Origin of the sequence: Pseudomonas sp. NPDC089428 (genome assembly GCF_044749325.1) — a bacterium.
Taxonomy (GTDB): domain Bacteria; phylum Pseudomonadota; class Gammaproteobacteria; order Pseudomonadales; family Pseudomonadaceae; genus Aquipseudomonas.
Genome location: NZ_JBIVHT010000015.1, coordinates 103,116 through 119,707, shown reverse-complemented (window position 1 = coordinate 119,707; position 16,592 = coordinate 103,116). Strand labels below are relative to the sequence as shown.

Here is a 16,592-nt window from a genome sequence, read left to right as displayed (position 1 = left end):
CCCCAGGACAGTCTCCACAGGGCTTGAACGGAGACGAGTGAAAACTCGAGCAAAGGGCAAGCAATGGAATGGCTGGGGCTGCAACTGTTCACCGAGCTGCCGGTTACCGGGCGCATCGTCATCAACTGCCGCCATGAACCGCTACTGGTCCTGATCGCCTTTGCGGTGGCCAGTGCAGCCTGCTTTGCCACCCTCGACATGGCGGAGCGCCAATCCCACAGCGAACACCCCGCCGCGCAACGGCAATGGCGCATGCTCGGTGCCTGCTGCCTGGCAGGCGGTATCTGGGCCATGCACTTCATCAGCATGCTGGCCTTCCAGGCCCCGGTGGAAATGCACTACGACGTGTCGCTGACCGGCCTTTCGCTGCTGATCGCATTGCTGGTGGCCTGGATGGCGATGGCCAGCCTCGACCGCATCCACATGCGTCTGCACCACTACCTGCAAAGCGCCCTGCTCATCGGGCTGGGCATCATCCTGATGCATTTCGTCGGCATGGCTGCGCTGCAGACCGGTGCCCAGCAGTACTACCAGACCAGCCTGCTGCTGGGCAGCGCTGCCATCGCCCTGCTGACCAGCCTGGCTGCCTTGCTGCTGGCCCGTTACTTCCGCAACGGCAGCGGTACCCTGCACCAGACCTTGAAATATGGCGCCAGCCTGCTGATGGCTGGCGGCATCATCGCCACACATTTCACCGCCATGGCTGCCATGACCTTGGTGATTCCGGCTTCTGCTGCCCTGAGCCTGCCATCCGGAGACAACAGCCTGCAGTTGGGGCTGACCGTGGCCTTCATCACCTTGCTGATCAGCGGCAGCAGCATCAGCGCCGCCCTGGCCGACAAGAAGCTGCAAAGCAAGGAGGACGACCTGCGCCGCTACGGTGTGCTGCTCAGCCAACTGGACCAGGCCCGCGCGTCACTGCAGCAGGCAGCTCACTATGATGCCCTGACCAATCTGGTCAACCGCCGCGGTTTCAACCAGATCTTCGCCGAACGCCTGGCGGAACTGGACCCCGGCGAAAGCCGCCTGGCATTGATGTTCCTCGACATCGACCACTTCAAGCGGATCAACGACAGCCTCGGCCACGACGCCGGCGACGAATTGCTCAAGGTGATCGCCAACCACATCAAGGCTGCCACCCGCAGTCACGATCTGGTCGCCCGATTCGGCGGCGACGAGTTTTGCGTTGTCACCAGCCTCAACAACCGCGACGAGGCCCGCCACCTGGCCCAGCGCATCATGCAGCGGATGAAGGATCCGATCGATCTGGGTGGCCGGCGCATGGTCATGACCACCAGCATTGGCATCAGCATTTTCCCTGATGACGGCCTGACGGCTGAAGAATTGCTCAAACATGCCGACCTGGCCCTCTACCAGTCCAAGGGCAGCGGGCGCAACAGCTTGCACTTTTTCAACAGCAGTCTGAAAAGTCATGCCAGCCTGGCACTGCAACTGGAAGAGGAACTGCGCATTGCCCTGCTTGAAGAACGCGGCTTGTGCGTGCATTACCAGCCAATCTTCGACCTGCGCACTGGCCAGGTGGGCAAGCTCGAAGCGTTGGTGCGCTGGCAGCACCCACTGCACGGGCTGATGGGACCTGACCGGTTCATCGGCATCGCCGAAGCCAACGGCCTGATCGTCGACCTCGACCTGTGGGTGTTGCGCCGTGCCTGCCAGGATCTGACCCGGCTTCACCAACATGGTTTTGCCAGCCTCAAGGTCACGGTCAATTGCTCGGCGGTGACCCTGGGGGACGAAAGCCTGCCCAACGAAGTGGAAGTGGCGTTGTTCCAGGCGGGCCTGGCACCTCGCCATCTGGAGCTCGAAGTCACCGAAAATGCCCTGATGGGTGATATCCAGCAGACCGTCGCTCTGCTCAAGCGCATCCGTGGCCAGGGCGTCGGCCTGTCGATCGACGATTTCGGCACCGGCTATTCGTCGCTGGCCTACCTCAAGCGCCTGCCCTTGGACGTGCTGAAGATCGACCGCAGCTTCCTGCAGGATGTGCCCGCCAGCCCCAAGGATCGCGAAATCATCCAGGCCATCATCGCCATGGCCCACACCCTGCACCTGGAAGTGGTCAGCGAAGGCGTCGAAACCGTCGAGCAACACGAATTCCTGGCCAGCAACGGCTGCGATTACCTGCAGGGCTACCTGCTCAGCCGCCCGGTGCCGATGAGCGAACTGCGCCCGCTGCTTGACCAACTCGACCGCCAGGACACGGTTTTCATCCCTTGTTGCGATACAGCTCTACCAGGGTCGCTGGATCTTTTTGCAGATAGCCCTGGCTACCGTGCAGGCGCATCAACTGCGCGGCGAGGCCACTGAGCGGTGTTGCCGCGCCCTGCTCGCGGGAGAGTTTGACAGCACCGTCGAGGTCCTTGAGCAACGTGCGCACATGCCACTTGATCGGTTCGAAACGGCTTTCGGCCATTTGCGGCGCCAGGATCTGCAGCGGCTTCGAATCGGCAAAGCCACCAGCAAGGGCTTCAGCGATCAAGGTGGCGTCGACGCCTGACTGCTCGGCCAGTGCCACCACCTCGGCGATGACCAATGCATTGCAGGCCACGATCATCTGATTGCAGGCCTTGGTAACCTGCCCTGCCCCCACCCCGCCCATGTGCGTCACCCGTTGGCCGAGCACCTGCAGAACCGGGCGCGCACGCTGCAGGTCAGTGGCATCGCCGCCCACCATGATCGCCAAGGTCCCCGCCTCGGCCCCTGGCGTGCCGCCGGATACCGGCGCATCCAGCCAGGCCATGCCGCACAGCGCAGCCAGCTCGGCCGCCATTTCCCGGGTTGCGGTCGGCTCGAGGCTGGAGAAGTCCACCAGTAGCTGCCCCCTGCGCCCGCCCTCGGCAATGCCTTGCTCGCCAAACACCACCTCACGCACCACCGCCGTGTCGGCCAGGCACAGCAGCACCATGTCGCTGTCACGGCACAACTCGGCGGGGCTGGCAGCCAGGCGCGCACCTGCGGCCACCAATGCGGCGCATTTGTCCGGGCTGCGGTTCCAGACCGTCAGCGGATAACCCGCAGCCAACAGGCGCTGGCACATCGGCAAGCCCATCAGGCCAATCCCGGCAAATCCCAGCGAAGGCAGTGCAGTACTCATGAACGACTCCAGGCAGAAGATTAAAGAAGTGTGACAAGCGGGCGATGCAATGCCAGCTCGACAAAAAAATCCTTAAAACAAGTAAGGGAAACCCCTATCGCATCCGTAAATGGCGCACTGCTAGAGTCGCGGCATTTCGCGTGATGGCCATATGGCATAACCCACTAATAATCACTGACACCAGGCAAATGGCGCACTATGACCTCTACGAACACTTCTGCCAATGCGGTTCCCGAGCCTTCGACTCTACCCATCCCCAATGGTGTTCGTGACACGCTGCCAGCACGCAGCTCAGCCACCCAGCAATACCTGTACTTCACCGAGCAGGACATCCAGCGCATCCTCGACAATCTCGACGGCTTGCGTGACTTGGTGTTTCCCAGCAACCAGCACATCGATGACGATGAACAACTGCGCATGGAGCAGCAGTTCCCATCGGTGTGCCTGATCGGCCTGGGCCGTTGCGGCTCGAACATCGCCCTGGACGTGGCCGAACTGGTCTACAACGCCCGCACGTTCTTCCTCAATGAGTTCAACAATGAGGACCGCCTCAAGGGCGAATCGGGCTATAGCCCGGCGCGCTGGATCCGCCAGAACCTGCGACTGGTGCAGAACAAGGGGGCCAAGCCGGTGTTCCTGGTCGAACCGCTGGTAATGCTCGGCGACCTGGACAAGGACATCGCCGGGCGCATCCGTTTCTCGCGCAAGGGCGAACGTGGCGAGTTCCTGCGCGACTACAGCAAGATGAAGATCATGGACCTGTCCGAGGTGCATGCAGGCGGTGCCGGCAACGCGCCGATCCTCGGCCAGTACCTGGCGAAGATCATCCTCAACAAGGACACCCAGCGCTTCTCCAGCGCCGACTGGAAACTGATCCATTCGTACCTGATCGACTCCTGCGGCATCAAGGCCAACCAGTCGCGGCTGTACTTCTACATCTTCAGTGCCGGTGGTGGTACCGGCTCAGGCATGGCTTCGGAGTTCGGCCTGGCCCAGCAGTACTCGTACATGAACAAGACCTTCGACACCAAGCCGGCCGACGAGAACGATGGCAAGGGTGGGCACTCGTTCGTCTTCGAGCCGATCTTCACCAGCGGCATCTGCGTGCTGCCCAATGCTACGGACCATCGCAGCGAAATGTCCGAAGCCCTGCACATCAACGCCGGCCGGCTGTTGTGCAAATACCTGTCGGAAGAATGGGACTTCTCTTACAACTTCGATAATGAAGACAGCAGCGAAGCCAGCGTGATGGGCCGTATCCGCCCATGGAACGCGATGATGCTGATCTCCAACGACATCATGCGCTACGCCGAAGAAAGCGATGACGGCACCATCCACAACATCGACGTCAACGCCATGGAGAAGCACGCCAACCAGTACATCTCCCAGCAGATCTTCAACATCCTCACCGCCCAGGCGGTGACTACCGACTACGACCAGAACTACTTCCGCCGCGCCGGTATCGACATCGGCGAAACCATCCGCCTGGACGCCAACGACCTGTTCATGAGCCTGGCCGGCCCGGTAGCCATTGCCTACGCCGAGTCGGTGGTGCCCGAGGTGCCCGCTCAGGGTTCGGACAAGTTCAAGGTGTTCGAGCGCGAAACCCCACGGTTGGACATCGATGACCTGTTCTTGCGCTCAATCGACCTGCCGCATTTCAACAAGCAGACCCAGGCCATCGAAGGCATCAGCCTGCTGCCGATCGAGTCGCGCCGCTACCGCGCGGCCCTGGAGCAATATCAGGCTTCGGGTTACGACGCGGCGGCGCTGCATGACCTGCACTTCTTCAAGAACTGCTCGTCGGTGGTGTCGATCGTTTCGCTGCCCAAGGACTACAAGCTGTCGTACATGGACCTCAACCGGCTCAAGACGCACCTCAACAGCCTGTTCCCCAATACCACGCTCAAGCGCTATGCGCTGGTGATCGGTGCCTCGGCCAACCTGTCGCTGACCACCCTGATCGCCAAGAGCCCGTGCCTGTCGGACGATTTCCTGACCCTGATCGTGGCCTTCATCAAGCGCTGCTTTGCCCGTACGCCGTACCGTTTCGATGACACCCTGGACAACGCCATCCTCGAGTTCATCACCAGCGAACATTTCGCGGAGGAGCGGATCGACGACCTGCTGAACGAGTTCGAAAACCCGGCGAAGATCCTCGACACCAACTGGTACGCGATCAAGCCGATGTACGAGAAGAAGTACCGCGAGTTGATCAACGACAAGAGCCGCTTCGTGTCGATCAACGATATCCGCCTGTCGCGTGAATGTGTGAAGAAGGCCGTGAAGTACCTGCGCGAGATATTCCGCCACCGCATCGGCAAGACTCGGGTGATTTCGCTGAACAGCCACACCGGCCGGGTCGATTACTGATACTGCCCGGGCCGCTGCGCGGCCCATCGCGGGCAGGCCTGCTCCCACAGAACTGCACGTAACTCATTGAATTAGCAGGGACACTGTGGGAGCAACTGTCTTGTGCTTATTGTGCCGGCCTCTTCGCGGGTGAACCCGCTCCCACAGGTTCAATGCTTACCTCAAGGCATGCGCAATCCCTGTGGGAGCGGCGGTGCGGCGATCCGACTTGCCCGCGATGGGCTGCACAGCAGCCCCATTACGCATGCCGTAAACTGTTACCGCCCCGCCGAATCCCCCGGTTGTTGTTACTTACTTCCACCTTACGTGAGCGTCAACAAGCACCAATACGGGGCGACTGCGTATTTTTACGCACTAAAAAAGCGCGCCGTTATTCCGCTTGTTTCGCCTGGATCACGATAAACGGCGAAACCACCACCGCCCAGATCTCTGGATCGCGGCTTTGCAGGTCGAGTGCCTGCTCGGCGGTAACCGGTCCGACAGTGCCATCACTACGCCACTTGGCGAAGATCTCGCTGCGATTCTCGGCCATTGCCGCGGCAACCTCGATCAGGTCGAGACCGGGGTCGACCCAAATCAGGTCACCCTTGGCCCAGAAACGCTCCAAAGCTTTCCACTCGATTGTCGCGGTCTCGCCGAGCAATTTGGCATAGAGGGTGCTTGTTTGATCAGTCATGGGTTTGTACCCGCAAATTCGGCCAATGAAAAAGGTCGGCATTTTTGCAGAAAAACCCGGTTTCAAATATGTAATTTGGTCGATTGGCTCCGAAGTTGTGGGGTGGAGCCCGGGGTACAGGCAAAGTGATGGCGCTTTTCTGTATCTTTGTGTCGAGCATGCGACAAGCCGCGGAACAGGCACTTTTTGCCCGCTTTTCAAGCGCGCGAACAGCGCTCTACACTGTACCGGTACAGTTCCGGGACAAGTTCCGGGGGAAGGTGGGCATGCAGTATGGCGTGGCCATGCCGCAAATCCCGCCCGGTCTGTAGCCCTGGCCGCCAGGACTATAAGAATTACAACAGAATGAGTGGAGCACTATGATCAAGATTTCCAAGCTGTTCGCCGCAATGGTACTGGCCGGGGTAGCCAGCCATTCGTTTGCCGCCGATACCATCAAGATCGGGATCGCGGGCCCTAAGACCGGCCCTGTGACCCAGTACGGCGACATGCAGTTCATCGGCGCCAAGCAGGCCATCAAGGATATCAACGCCAAGGGCGGCGTCGATGGCAAGATGCTCGAAGCCAAGGAATACGACGACGCCTGCGACCCTAAACAGGCCGTGGCAGTCGCCAACAAAGTGGTCAACGACGGCGTCAAGTTCGTCATCGGCCACCTGTGCTCCAGCTCCACCCAGCCAGCGTCCGACATCTACGAAGACGAAGGCGTGATCATGATCACCCCGGCGGCCACCTCGCCGGAAATCACCGCCCGTGGCTACAAGCTGATCTTCCGCACCATCGGCCTGGACAGCGCCCAGGGCCCGGCGGCCGGCAACTACATCGCCGACCACGTCAAGCCGAAGGTCGTCGCGGTACTGCACGACAAGCAGCAGTACGGTGAAGGCATCGCCACCGCGGTCAAGCAGACGCTGGAGAAGAAAGGCACCAAGGTTGCCGTCTTCGAAGGCCTGAACGCCGGTGACAAGGACTTCTCCTCGATCATCCAGAAGCTCAAGCAGAACAACGTCGACTTCGTCTACTACGGCGGCTACCACCCAGAGCTGGGCCTGATCTTGCGCCAAGCCCAGGAAAAAGGCCTGAAAGCCAAGTTCATGGGTCCGGAAGGCGTGGGTAACGACTCCATCTCGCAAATCGCCCAGAACGCCTCCGAAGGCCTGCTGGTCACCCTGCCGAAGTCGTTCGATGCAGACCCAGAGAACAAAGCCATCGTCGACGCCATCAAGGCCGACGGCAAGGACCCAAGCGGCCCGTTCGTGTTCCCGGCCTACTCGGCTGTCGAACTGATCGCCAAAGGTATCGAAGCGGCCAAGTCCGAAGACACCGACAAGGTGGCAGCCGCCATCCACGCCGGCTCCTTCAAGACCCCGACCGGCACCCTGTCGTACGACGAGAAGGGCGACCTGAAAGACTTCAAGTTCGTGGTCTACGAATGGCACTTCGGCAAGCCGAAGACTGAAGTCTCCCCTCAGTAACTGCGTGACTAATAGCTGACCGTAGAAGCCCACTGTGCGAGCAGTGGGCTTTGTTTTACGAGGTTCATGGGCCTGATCCCCGCGATCCGGGGGCCGACCCACCTGAAAATCTTAAAACCGTCACCCGCGGTTTCCTGGCCGTACCCCTGCCAGCGAAATGCAAATCAGGTTTTTAGGAGCGCTGTAATGCCTGAGATCTACCATTTCTTCCAACAACTGGTTAATGGATTGACCATCGGCAGCACCTATGCCTTGATCGCCATCGGCTACACGATGGTGTACGGCATCATCGGCATGATCAACTTCGCCCACGGCGAGGTGTACATGATCGGTTCCTACGTGGCCTTCATCGCCTTGGCGGGCCTGGCCATGATGGGTATCCATTCGTTGCCGATCCTGATGACCGTCGCCTTCGTCGCGACGATCTGTGTCACCAGTGCCTATGGCTACAGCATCGAACGGGTTGCCTACCGCCCTCTGCGTAACAGCAACCGCCTGATCCCGCTGATCTCCGCCATCGGTATGTCGATCTTCCTGCAGAACACGGTCTTGCTGTCGCAAGACTCGAAGGACAAATCCATCCCCAACCTGATCCCGGGAGCCTTCTCCTTCGGGCCGGGTGGTGCAGAAGAAGTCCTGGTTTCCTACATGCAGATCCTGGTGTTCGTGGTCACCCTGGTGGCCATGACCTGCCTGACCCTGTTCATCTCCCGTTCCCGTCTGGGCCGCGCCTGCCGCGCCTGCGCCGAGGACATCAAGATGGCCAACCTGCTGGGCATCAACACCAACAACATCATCGCCCTGACCTTCGTCATCGGTGCCGCCCTGGCGGCCGTGGCGGCCGTGCTGCTGAGCATGCAGTACGGGGTGATCAACCCCAACGCCGGTTTCCTGGTGGGCCTGAAGGCCTTTACCGCGGCGGTACTGGGCGGCATCGGCAGCATCCCGGGCGCCATGCTCGGCGGGCTGGTGCTGGGCGTGGCCGAAGCGTTCGGCGCCGATGTCTTCGGCGACCAGTACAAGGACGTGGTGGCATTCGGCTTGTTGGTTCTTGTCCTGCTGTTCCGGCCGACCGGCATCCTCGGCCGCCCGGAGGTTGAAAAAGTATGAACAGAAATCTCAAACAGGCGTTCTTCAGCGCCTTGCTGGTCTGGGCCGTGGCCTTCCCGGTGCTGGGCCTGAAACTGAGCATCGACGGCATCAGCCTGGCGGTGCACAGCCAGGGTTCATTCACCATCAGCATCATCGCCGTGTGCTCGGTACTGATGTTCCTGCGCGTGCTGTTCGACAAGCAGTGGAACTCGGTGATGGGCCGTCGCTCGGATCGCAAGCTGATCCCGCCAGCCGTCAGCAACTACCTGACCCTGCCGAAAACCCAGCGCTATGTGATCATCGGCCTGATCGTCGCGGCGCTGGTGTGGCCGTTCTTCGGCTCGCGCGGGGCGGTCGACATCGCCACGCTGATCCTGATCTACGTACTGCTGGGCCTGGGCCTGAACATCGTGGTCGGCCTGGCCGGTCTGCTCGACCTCGGTTACGTCGGCTTCTACGCCGTCGGTGCCTACAGCTACGCGATGCTCTCGCACTACCTGGGCTGGAGCTTCTGGGTCTGCCTGCCGATCGCGGGTCTGATGGCTGCTACCTTCGGCTTCCTGCTCGGCTTCCCGGTGCTGCGCCTGCGCGGTGACTACCTGGCAATCGTGACCCTCGGCTTTGGCGAGATCATCCGCCTGTTCCTGCGTAACCTCACCGACTGGACCGGCGGCCCCAACGGCATCAGCAACATCCCCAAGCCGGAGTTCTTCGGCCTGACCTTCGAGCGCAAGGCTGCCGAAGGGATGCAGACCTTCCACGAGTTCTTCGGGCTGGAATACAACTCGATCAACAAGGTCATCTTCCTCTACCTGGTCGCACTGCTGCTGGCCCTGCTGGCGCTGTTCGTGATCAACCGCCTGCTGCGCATGCCGATCGGCCGTGCCTGGGAAGCGCTGCGCGAGGACGAGATCGCCTGCCGTGCGCTGGGCCTGAACCCTACCGTGATCAAGCTCTCGGCATTCACCCTGGGTGCCTGCTTCGCCGGTTTCGCCGGCAGCTTCTTTGCGGCGCGCCAGGGTCTGGTGACGCCGGAGTCGTTCACCTTCATCGAGTCGGCGATCATCCTCGCCATCGTCGTGCTCGGCGGCATGGGCTCACAACTGGGCGTGATTCTCGCGGCCATCGTGATGATCCTGCTGCCGGAGCTGATGCGTGAGTTCAGCGAATACCGGATGCTGATGTTCGGTGCGCTGATGGTGTTGATGATGATCTGGCGTCCGCAAGGCCTGCTGCCTATGCAACGTCCCCACATGGAGCTGCATCGATGAGCCGTGAAATTCTGCAAGTCAGCGGCCTTAGCATGCGCTTCGGCGGCTTGTTGGCGGTCAACGGCGTGGCCCTGACCGTCAAGGAAAAACAGGTGGTGGCGCTGATCGGCCCGAACGGCGCCGGCAAGACTACGGTGTTCAACTGCCTGACCGGCTTCTACAAGCCTAGCGGTGGCACCATCCTGCTCGACGGCCAGCCGATCCAGGGCCTGGCCGGTCACCAGATCGCCCGCAAGGGCGTGGTGCGAACCTTCCAGAACGTGCGCCTGTTCAAGGAAATGACTGCGCTGGAAAACCTGCTGATCGCCCAGCACCGCCACCTGAACACCAACTTCTTCGCCGGCCTGTTCAAGACACCAAGCTTCCGCCGTAGCGAGAAGGAGGCCATGGAACGCGCGCAGTACTGGCTGGAGAAGGTCAACCTGACCGAGTTCGCCAACCGTACTGCCGGCACCCTCGCCTACGGCCAGCAACGCCGCCTGGAAATCGCCCGCTGCATGATGACCCAGCCACGGATCATCATGCTCGACGAACCGGCCGCCGGCCTGAACCCGAAGGAAACCGAAGACCTCAAGGCGCTGATCGCCTACCTGCGTGAGTCGCACAACGTCACCGTGCTGCTGATCGAACACGACATGAAGCTGGTGATGAGCATCTCCGACCACATCGTCGTGATCAACCAGGGCACGCCCCTGGCCCACGGCACGCCAGAAGAGATCCGCGACAACCCTGACGTGATCAAAGCCTACCTGGGGGAAGCGTAAATGCTGAAGTTCGAGAACGTTTCCACCTTCTACGGCAAGATCCAGGCGCTGCACAGCGTCAACGTGGAGATCAACCAGGGCGAGATCGTCACCCTGATCGGTGCCAACGGCGCCGGCAAGTCGACCTTGCTGATGACCCTGTGCGGCTCGCCGCAGGCGCACAGCGGCAGCATCAAGTACCTCGGCGAAGAGCTGGTCGGCCAGCCGTCCTCGCACATCATGCGCAAGAGCATCGCGGTGGTGCCGGAAGGCCGTCGCGTGTTCGCCCGCCTGACGGTCGAGGAAAACCTGGCCATGGGCGGTTTCTTCACCGACAAGGGCGACTACCAGGAGCAGCTGGACAAGGTCCTGCAACTGTTCCCGCGGCTGAAGGAGCGTTACATCCAGCGCGGTGGCACCATGTCCGGTGGCGAGCAACAGATGCTGGCCATCGGCCGGGCGCTGATGAGCAAGCCCAAACTGCTGCTGCTCGACGAGCCTTCGCTGGGCCTGGCGCCGATCATCATCCAGCAGATCTTCGACATCATCGAACAGCTGCGCCGCGATGGCGTGACGGTGTTCCTGGTGGAGCAGAACGCCAACCAGGCGCTGAAGATCGCCGACCGGGCCTATGTGCTGGAGAACGGCCGGGTCGTGATGCAAGGTACCGGTGAGGCACTGCTGACCGACCCGAAGGTGCGCGACGCGTATCTGGGGGGTTGAATGAAAAGGGCCTTCGGGCCCTTTTTTCTGCCTGTCAGAAATGAGTGACCCGTGCCGGCCTCTTCGCGGCAGTTCGACGCGAAGAGGCCGGCACAGGTTCAGCAAAGGCTTGTGATCCCCGCCGAGCCTGAGTAACGTGGCCAGCTCTTTGGCAAAGATTCCCCGGAGCCCGCCCCATGCGCCTCACCCCTACCCTGCTGCTCAGTGCCGTGCTGCCCCTGTTCGCCGGCTGCCAGTTGCTGGCCGAGCAGCCCCGTGACCCGAACATCGGTACCACGCGCATGCAGGGTGAGCTGAGCGCAGGTGGCGGCCGGCTGCTGTTCAAACCCTGTGGTGAGAGCCGCCACTTCGTGATCAACGATGTCGCCGGCACTGGCATCCTCCAGGAGTCCGTCAACCTGGCCAAGGACGCCAACGCCAAGCTGTTCGCCGACGTGCGCGGTCGCCTGAGCGGCAGCAAGCAGGCCGACAACGATGGCCAGCTGGAGGTCAGCCGCCTGTACCGCCTGGAGCCCTCCACCCGCGCCTGCGACGACCCCAACTTCAAGCAGCTGACCTTGCGCGCCAATGGCCATGAGGCGGGCTGGGACATCAAGGCCAGTGGCAAGGGCATGGTGCTCAACCGCGTCGGCAAAGACCCACTGCCCTTGCCGTTCCTCGAAGAAGAAGTGCCCGGCGGTGGCCTGACCCTGACCAGCGAAGCCAACGGCCAGCATGTTGAACTGTGGGTCGCCCCACAACGCTGCGTCGATGCCGCCACGGGCGCCGTGCGCCACCTGCGCGCCGAGCTGCGTATCGACGGCCAGACCTTGCGCGGCTGCGGTTACTACGGCGGCGCGCGCGACAACTGATCGCCGGGCGCTTTTATCCTGCCAGTCAGGGCGGCGAACAGCTTATACTTGGCGGTTTGTGTAAAGCCGCCGGCCGCCCATGGCCGGGATACTGGACCCTGCCATGCTACGAATCACCGAACTGAAGCTGCCCCTGGACCATCCCGACGAAGCCCTGCGTGAAGCCATCGTCCAGCGCCTGGGCATCCGCGACGAGCAACTGCTCAGCTTCAACCTGTTCAAGCGCAGCTACGATGCGCGCAAGAAGAACAGCGAGCTGCTGTTCATCTACACCATCGACCTGGAAGCCAGCAACGAAGCCGAGCTGCTCAGCAAGTTCGCCGACGATCACAATATCGGCGTGGCCCCGGACGTTACCTACAAGTTCGTCGGCCAGGCCCCGGCCGACCTGCAGGAACGCCCGATCGTGGTCGGCTTCGGCCCGTGCGGTATCTTTGCCGGCCTGCTGCTGGCGCAGATGGGCTTCAAGCCGATCATCCTCGAACGTGGCAAGGAAGTACGCCAGCGCACCAAGGACACCTGGGGCCTGTGGCGCAAAAGCGTGCTCAACCCCGAGTCCAACGTGCAGTTCGGTGAAGGCGGCGCCGGGACCTTCTCCGACGGCAAGCTCTACAGCCAGATCAAGGATCCGAACCACCACGGCCGCAAGGTCCTGGAAGAGTTCGTCAAGGCCGGTGCGCCAGACGAGATCCTGTACATCAACAAACCGCACATTGGCACCTTCCGTCTGACCGGCATGGTCGAGCAGATGCGCCAGGACATGATTGCCCTCGGCGCCGAAGTGCGCTTCCAGGAGAAAGTCACCGACCTGCTGATCGAAGACGGACAACTGACTGGCGTGGTGCTGGAGAGTGGCGAGCAGCTGCACTCGCGCCATGTGGTCCTGGCCCTCGGCCATAGCGCCCGCGACACCTTCCGCATGCTGCACGCCAAGGGCGTATACATGGAAGCCAAGCCGTTCTCGGTGGGTTTCCGTATCGAGCATCCACAAACGCTGATCGACAAGGCACGCCTGGGCAAGTACGCCGGCCACCCGAAACTCGGCGCGGCTGACTACAAACTGGTGTACCACGCCAAGAACGGCCGTTCGGTGTACAGCTTCTGCATGTGCCCGGGTGGCACCGTGGTCGCAGCCACCAGCGAACCGGGCCGCGTCGTTACCAATGGCATGAGCCAGTACTCGCGTAACGAGCGCAACGCCAACTCCGGCATCGTTGTCGGTATCGACCCCGAGCGCGACTACCCGGGTGGCCCGCTGGCCGGCATCGAGTTGCAGGAGCGCCTGGAAGCCCACGCCTACGTCATGGGTGGCAGCAACTACCAGGCGCCGGCGCAGCTGGTGGGCGACTTCGTCGCTGGCAAACCGTCCACGGCCCTGGGCAGCGTCGAGCCGTCGTACAAACCAGGGGTGACCTTGGGTGATCTGGCGCCGAGCCTGCCGGACTTCGCCATCGAGGCCATCCGCGAGGCACTGCCGGCATTCGACCGCCAGATCAAAGGCTACAACCTGCATGATGCGGTGTTGACCGGGATCGAGACGCGCACCTCCTCGCCACTGCGCATTACCCGTGGCGCTGACTTCCAGAGCTTGAACCTGAAGGGGCTGTTCCCAGCAGGTGAAGGTGCCGGGTATGCCGGCGGCATTCTTTCGGCAGGTGTGGATGGCATCCGCATTGCCGAAGCAGTGGCGCGGGATATGCTCGGGCTCTGAGCTGCATTGCCTGGGCTGGCCTCTTCGCGGGTAAACCAGCTCCCACAGGGATTGCACAGCCCTTGAAAACTGTGCAGTACCTGTGGGAGCGGGTTTACCCGCGAAGAGGCCAGCCCAGAAAATGAAAAACCCCGAACAGTGCTGGACCGTGCGGGGTATTTATTTGCCGCTGCGATCAGTGCGAAACGCGGCTGGTACCGTCAACGGTCATGATGCGCACGCGGTCGCCAACGCGGAAGACTTCATTCTCCTGCACGGCCTGGACATAGGCACGCATGCTGCCATCGTCTTCGCGCACGGTGATTTCCACGCCCTGGGTACGGGTGATGCCTTCCTCGGCAGCCGAACCTGCCAGGCCACCGGCAACGGCACCGATCACCGCAGCGACGACGCTGCCACGGCCACCGCCAACGGCGCTGCCAGCCACGCCACCGACGATGGCGCCAGCGCCACCGCCGATCGGGGTCTTGGTGCCTTCGATCTTGACCGGACGCAGGGATTCGATGGTCCCCATGCGCACGGTCTGCACGCGACGGGCCTCATCACGGGAATAGCTGTCACCGGTCAGGCTCGAGGCACAGCCACCGAGCAGCAGCGACATGGTGGTGAAAGTCGCCACCAGCAAAGCGGATTTACGCATGGGTACAATCTCCAGAAAAACAGGTGTCCATTAGACGCTGCGCATTGACGGCTGTCACGGCGCTAACGCGAAAAATTTATTTCCATTCAGCCCCTGTACAGCCACAGAGGACAGTAATGCGGGCGTTACAGCTCAGACCAAGCATAGCCACGGATTACTTCATCGTCGTGTGCAGAAGTTGTGGAATCAGGAAAGCAAAGGGCCGCAAAAGCGGCCCCAGGCAGTCACGGAGCCAGGCGCTCCCGGGCCCACTGGCCATCGACCAGGCGGTAGTTCAAGCGGTCATGCAGCCGGCTGGCTCGCCCTTGCCAGAACTCGACCCGCTCCGGCAGCAAACGGTAGCCGCCCCAATGCTCCGGGCAATGCGGTTGGGTATCGGAAAAGCGCGCTTCGGTGGCCTTGACCAACCCTTCGAGCTCCTCACGATTGGCAATCACCCGGCTCTGCGGTGAAGCCCAGGCCCCCAGGCGGCTGCCCAGCGGACGCACCTGGTAGTAGTCATCCGACTCCTTGGCCGTGACCTTTTCCACCCGACCTTCGATCCGCACCTGGCGCTCCAGCGCCGGCCAGAAAAAGGTCATGGCAGCGAACGGATTGACCAGCAGTTGCTGGCCCTTGGCGCTGTCATAGTTGGTAAAGAAGGTGAAACCACGGTCATCGAGGCCCTTGAGCAGCAACACACGGCAATGCGGGCGGCCCTCGCCATCGACCGTGGCGAGGGTCAGCGCGTTGGCCTCCACTGGTGGCTGCTCGGTCTTCACGGCATCGGCAAACCACTGGTGGAACAGGGCGAACGGCTCACCCGGAGCCTGGGCTTCAGCCAGGCCATCACGGGTGTAGTCGCGGCGCATATCGGCCAGGGATTGGGTCATGGCTGCGTTTCCTTGACGATCAGTTGGTCTTCGCAGGGCTGTTGGCGGCTACTTTCTTGTCGGTGGCAGCAGCCTTCTTGGCGGCAGGCTTGGCTGGCGCGGCTTTTTTCTTGGCGGTGGCCTTCGCCGCAGGTTTGGCAGCGGCTTTTTTCGCTGCAGGCTTGGCGGCCGGTTTCTTGGTTTCAACAGGCTTGGCGGCAGGCGCCTTGGCATCCTGCACGGCAACCATCGAAGCCGGGGTTGCCACCGGGGCAGCCTGCTGGTACTTGGCCAGCAGGGCAACCATGGTGTTCTGCGGCGTAAGCAGCATTTCCACACGACGGTTCAGTGCGCGGCCTTCGGCACTGTCGTTGGCGGCGCGCGGCATTTCCGAGCCCATGCCCTTGAGCGACAGGCGGTCACGTTGCAGGCCACTCAGGCGGAAGATCGCCGATACCGAGGCGGCGCGCTCCAGGCTCAGCTTCTGGTTGGCAGCGGCCACACCGCTGCTGTCGGCATGGCCGAGTACCAGCACGGCAGTCTTCGAGTCACCTTCGACAGCCTTGGCCACGCGGGTGATCGGGCCCAGAGTCATCGGCAGCAGCATGTTCGGGCGATCCGGGTTGTACGAGCTGTCGACCGGGATGGTTACCACCAGCACGTTGTCGCGGCGCTCAAGCTCCAGCTTGCTGTCCTTGACCGCTTCACGCAGCTTCGGCTCGTACTGGTCCAACCAGGCCTGGGTGGCCTTTTCGTCAATCTTCGGCACCGCTGGCCCTTTGGCCTGCTGGTCGTCACCGCCAAACGGCCACCACCAGTGGCTGGCGCTCTCGGACTTGGCATCAGCCTTAGCGACTTTGTCGGTTACCGCCGCTTTCACTTCCTTGTCGGCTACCTTGTCCGAACCGAACGGCCACCAGCTGCTACCGCCTTCCTTGGAGGCGTCCTGGGAGTGGCTGGCGCAACCGGTCATAGCGGCCAGGCACAGGGCGAGAGCTAAGGTTTTATGTGAAGACATCAGCGATACACCATGAAATTGATAGATATTTTGCCAACGCACTTCAGGCGTTG

The 16,592-nt window shown here is 61.8% G+C and carries 14 protein-coding genes; 9 read left to right on the top strand and 5 right to left on the bottom strand.

Annotation, left to right across the window (positions count from 1 at the left end):
* Positions 1–63: 63 nt before the first annotated feature.
* Positions 64–2,328: a putative bifunctional diguanylate cyclase/phosphodiesterase gene (locus ACIPZ5_RS22775; RefSeq protein ID WP_400810777.1), complete on the top strand. Its 2,265-nt coding sequence runs from the start codon at positions 64–66 to the stop codon at positions 2,326–2,328.
* Here ACIPZ5_RS22775 and ACIPZ5_RS22770 read toward each other — a convergent pair.
* Positions 2,228–3,115 (bottom strand): NAD(P)-dependent oxidoreductase, encoded by an 888-nt coding sequence (locus ACIPZ5_RS22770; protein WP_261941288.1) that lies wholly within the window; start codon positions 3,113–3,115, stop codon positions 2,228–2,230. The two genes, ACIPZ5_RS22775 and ACIPZ5_RS22770, sit on opposite strands and share 101 nt — an antisense overlap.
* Before the next feature lie 198 nt (positions 3,116–3,313).
* Between ACIPZ5_RS22770 and ACIPZ5_RS22765 the strand changes: the two genes are divergently transcribed.
* Positions 3,314–5,488, top strand: a complete 2,175-nt coding sequence (locus ACIPZ5_RS22765) for a hypothetical protein (RefSeq protein ID WP_343600149.1) — start codon at positions 3,314–3,316, stop codon at positions 5,486–5,488.
* Between the two features lie 370 nt (positions 5,489–5,858).
* Here the strand turns inward: ACIPZ5_RS22765 and ACIPZ5_RS22760 are convergent, their stop codons facing one another.
* Positions 5,859–6,164 (bottom strand): DUF2288 domain-containing protein, encoded by a 306-nt coding sequence (locus ACIPZ5_RS22760; protein ID WP_261941290.1) that lies wholly within the window; start codon positions 6,162–6,164, stop codon positions 5,859–5,861.
* Between the two features lie 359 nt (positions 6,165–6,523).
* Here ACIPZ5_RS22760 and ACIPZ5_RS22755 point away from each other — a divergent pair, with 359 nt between their 5' ends.
* The 7 genes from ACIPZ5_RS22755 (at position 6,524) to ACIPZ5_RS22725 (ending at position 14,030) form a co-directional block, all read left to right on the top strand.
* Complete coding sequence (locus tag ACIPZ5_RS22755) at positions 6,524–7,639, top strand: branched-chain amino acid ABC transporter substrate-binding protein (RefSeq protein ID WP_103449448.1); 1,116 nt, start codon at positions 6,524–6,526, stop codon at positions 7,637–7,639.
* 186 nt (positions 7,640–7,825) lie between these two features.
* Positions 7,826–8,749, top strand: coding sequence for a high-affinity branched-chain amino acid ABC transporter permease LivH (gene livH, locus ACIPZ5_RS22750; RefSeq protein ID WP_085675265.1), 924 nt, complete (start codon positions 7,826–7,828; stop codon positions 8,747–8,749).
* Positions 8,746–10,002 carry a high-affinity branched-chain amino acid ABC transporter permease LivM gene (locus ACIPZ5_RS22745; protein WP_261941291.1) on the top strand — a complete coding sequence of 419 codons (1,257 nt, stop codon included), beginning with the start codon at positions 8,746–8,748 and terminating at the stop codon, positions 10,000–10,002. Before livH ends, ACIPZ5_RS22745 begins: the two co-directional genes overlap by 4 nt.
* Positions 9,999–10,766, top strand: coding sequence for a high-affinity branched-chain amino acid ABC transporter ATP-binding protein LivG (gene livG, locus ACIPZ5_RS22740; protein WP_003254878.1), 768 nt, complete (start codon positions 9,999–10,001; stop codon positions 10,764–10,766). Before ACIPZ5_RS22745 ends, livG begins: the two co-directional genes overlap by 4 nt.
* A complete protein-coding gene (locus ACIPZ5_RS22735; protein ID WP_003254879.1) occupies positions 10,767–11,468 on the top strand; it encodes an ABC transporter ATP-binding protein in 702 nt (233 codons plus the stop codon).
* A 176-nt stretch (positions 11,469–11,644) separates the two neighbouring features.
* Positions 11,645–12,319 (top strand): COG3650 family protein, encoded by a 675-nt coding sequence (locus tag ACIPZ5_RS22730; RefSeq protein ID WP_400810773.1) that lies wholly within the window; start codon positions 11,645–11,647, stop codon positions 12,317–12,319.
* Between the two features lie 103 nt (positions 12,320–12,422).
* Complete coding sequence (locus tag ACIPZ5_RS22725; RefSeq protein ID WP_261941293.1) at positions 12,423–14,030, top strand: NAD(P)/FAD-dependent oxidoreductase; 1,608 nt, start codon at positions 12,423–12,425, stop codon at positions 14,028–14,030.
* 175 nt (positions 14,031–14,205) lie between these two features.
* On the opposite strand, the gene ACIPZ5_RS22720 is transcribed toward ACIPZ5_RS22725, so the two are convergent.
* The 3 genes from ACIPZ5_RS22720 to ACIPZ5_RS22710 all read right to left on the bottom strand — a co-directional run bounded on the left by ACIPZ5_RS22720 (position 14,206) and on the right by ACIPZ5_RS22710 (position 16,539).
* Positions 14,206–14,670, bottom strand: a complete 465-nt coding sequence (locus ACIPZ5_RS22720) for a glycine zipper 2TM domain-containing protein (protein WP_261941294.1) — start codon at positions 14,668–14,670, stop codon at positions 14,206–14,208.
* Between the two features lie 224 nt (positions 14,671–14,894).
* Positions 14,895–15,542 (bottom strand): pyridoxamine 5'-phosphate oxidase, encoded by a 648-nt coding sequence (gene pdxH / locus ACIPZ5_RS22715; RefSeq protein WP_343600162.1) that lies wholly within the window; start codon positions 15,540–15,542, stop codon positions 14,895–14,897.
* 19 nt (positions 15,543–15,561) lie between these two features.
* Positions 15,562–16,539 (bottom strand): OmpA family protein, encoded by a 978-nt coding sequence (locus ACIPZ5_RS22710; RefSeq protein WP_261941295.1) that lies wholly within the window; start codon positions 16,537–16,539, stop codon positions 15,562–15,564.
* Between the last annotated feature and the right edge of the window lie 53 nt (positions 16,540–16,592).

Bases quoted from the DNA above. Each gene is read 5' to 3' on its own strand.
- ACIPZ5_RS22775 (WP_400810777.1), top strand. From the start codon at position 64: ATGGAATGGCTGGGGCTGCAACTGTTCACCGAGCTGCCGGTTACCGGG.
- ACIPZ5_RS22745 (WP_261941291.1), top strand. From the start codon at position 8,746: ATGAACAGAAATCTCAAACAGGCGTTCTTCAGCGCCTTGCTGGTCTGG.
- ACIPZ5_RS22710 (WP_261941295.1), bottom strand. From the start codon at position 16,539: ATGTCTTCACATAAAACCTTAGCTCTCGCCCTGTGCCTGGCCGCTATG.
- livH (WP_085675265.1), top strand. From the start codon at position 7,826: ATGCCTGAGATCTACCATTTCTTCCAACAACTGGTTAATGGATTGACC.
- ACIPZ5_RS22725 (WP_261941293.1), top strand. From the start codon at position 12,423: ATGCTACGAATCACCGAACTGAAGCTGCCCCTGGACCATCCCGACGAA.
- pdxH (WP_343600162.1), bottom strand. From the start codon at position 15,542: ATGACCCAATCCCTGGCCGATATGCGCCGCGACTACACCCGTGATGGC.
- ACIPZ5_RS22770 (WP_261941288.1), bottom strand. From the start codon at position 3,115: ATGAGTACTGCACTGCCTTCGCTGGGATTTGCCGGGATTGGCCTGATG.
- ACIPZ5_RS22730 (WP_400810773.1), top strand. From the start codon at position 11,645: ATGCGCCTCACCCCTACCCTGCTGCTCAGTGCCGTGCTGCCCCTGTTC.
- ACIPZ5_RS22760 (WP_261941290.1), bottom strand. From the start codon at position 6,164: ATGACTGATCAAACAAGCACCCTCTATGCCAAATTGCTCGGCGAGACC.
- livG (WP_003254878.1), top strand. From the start codon at position 9,999: ATGAGCCGTGAAATTCTGCAAGTCAGCGGCCTTAGCATGCGCTTCGGC.
- ACIPZ5_RS22735 (WP_003254879.1), top strand. From the start codon at position 10,767: ATGCTGAAGTTCGAGAACGTTTCCACCTTCTACGGCAAGATCCAGGCG.
- ACIPZ5_RS22765 (WP_343600149.1), top strand. From the start codon at position 3,314: ATGACCTCTACGAACACTTCTGCCAATGCGGTTCCCGAGCCTTCGACT.
- ACIPZ5_RS22755 (WP_103449448.1), top strand. From the start codon at position 6,524: ATGATCAAGATTTCCAAGCTGTTCGCCGCAATGGTACTGGCCGGGGTA.
- ACIPZ5_RS22720 (WP_261941294.1), bottom strand. From the start codon at position 14,670: ATGCGTAAATCCGCTTTGCTGGTGGCGACTTTCACCACCATGTCGCTG.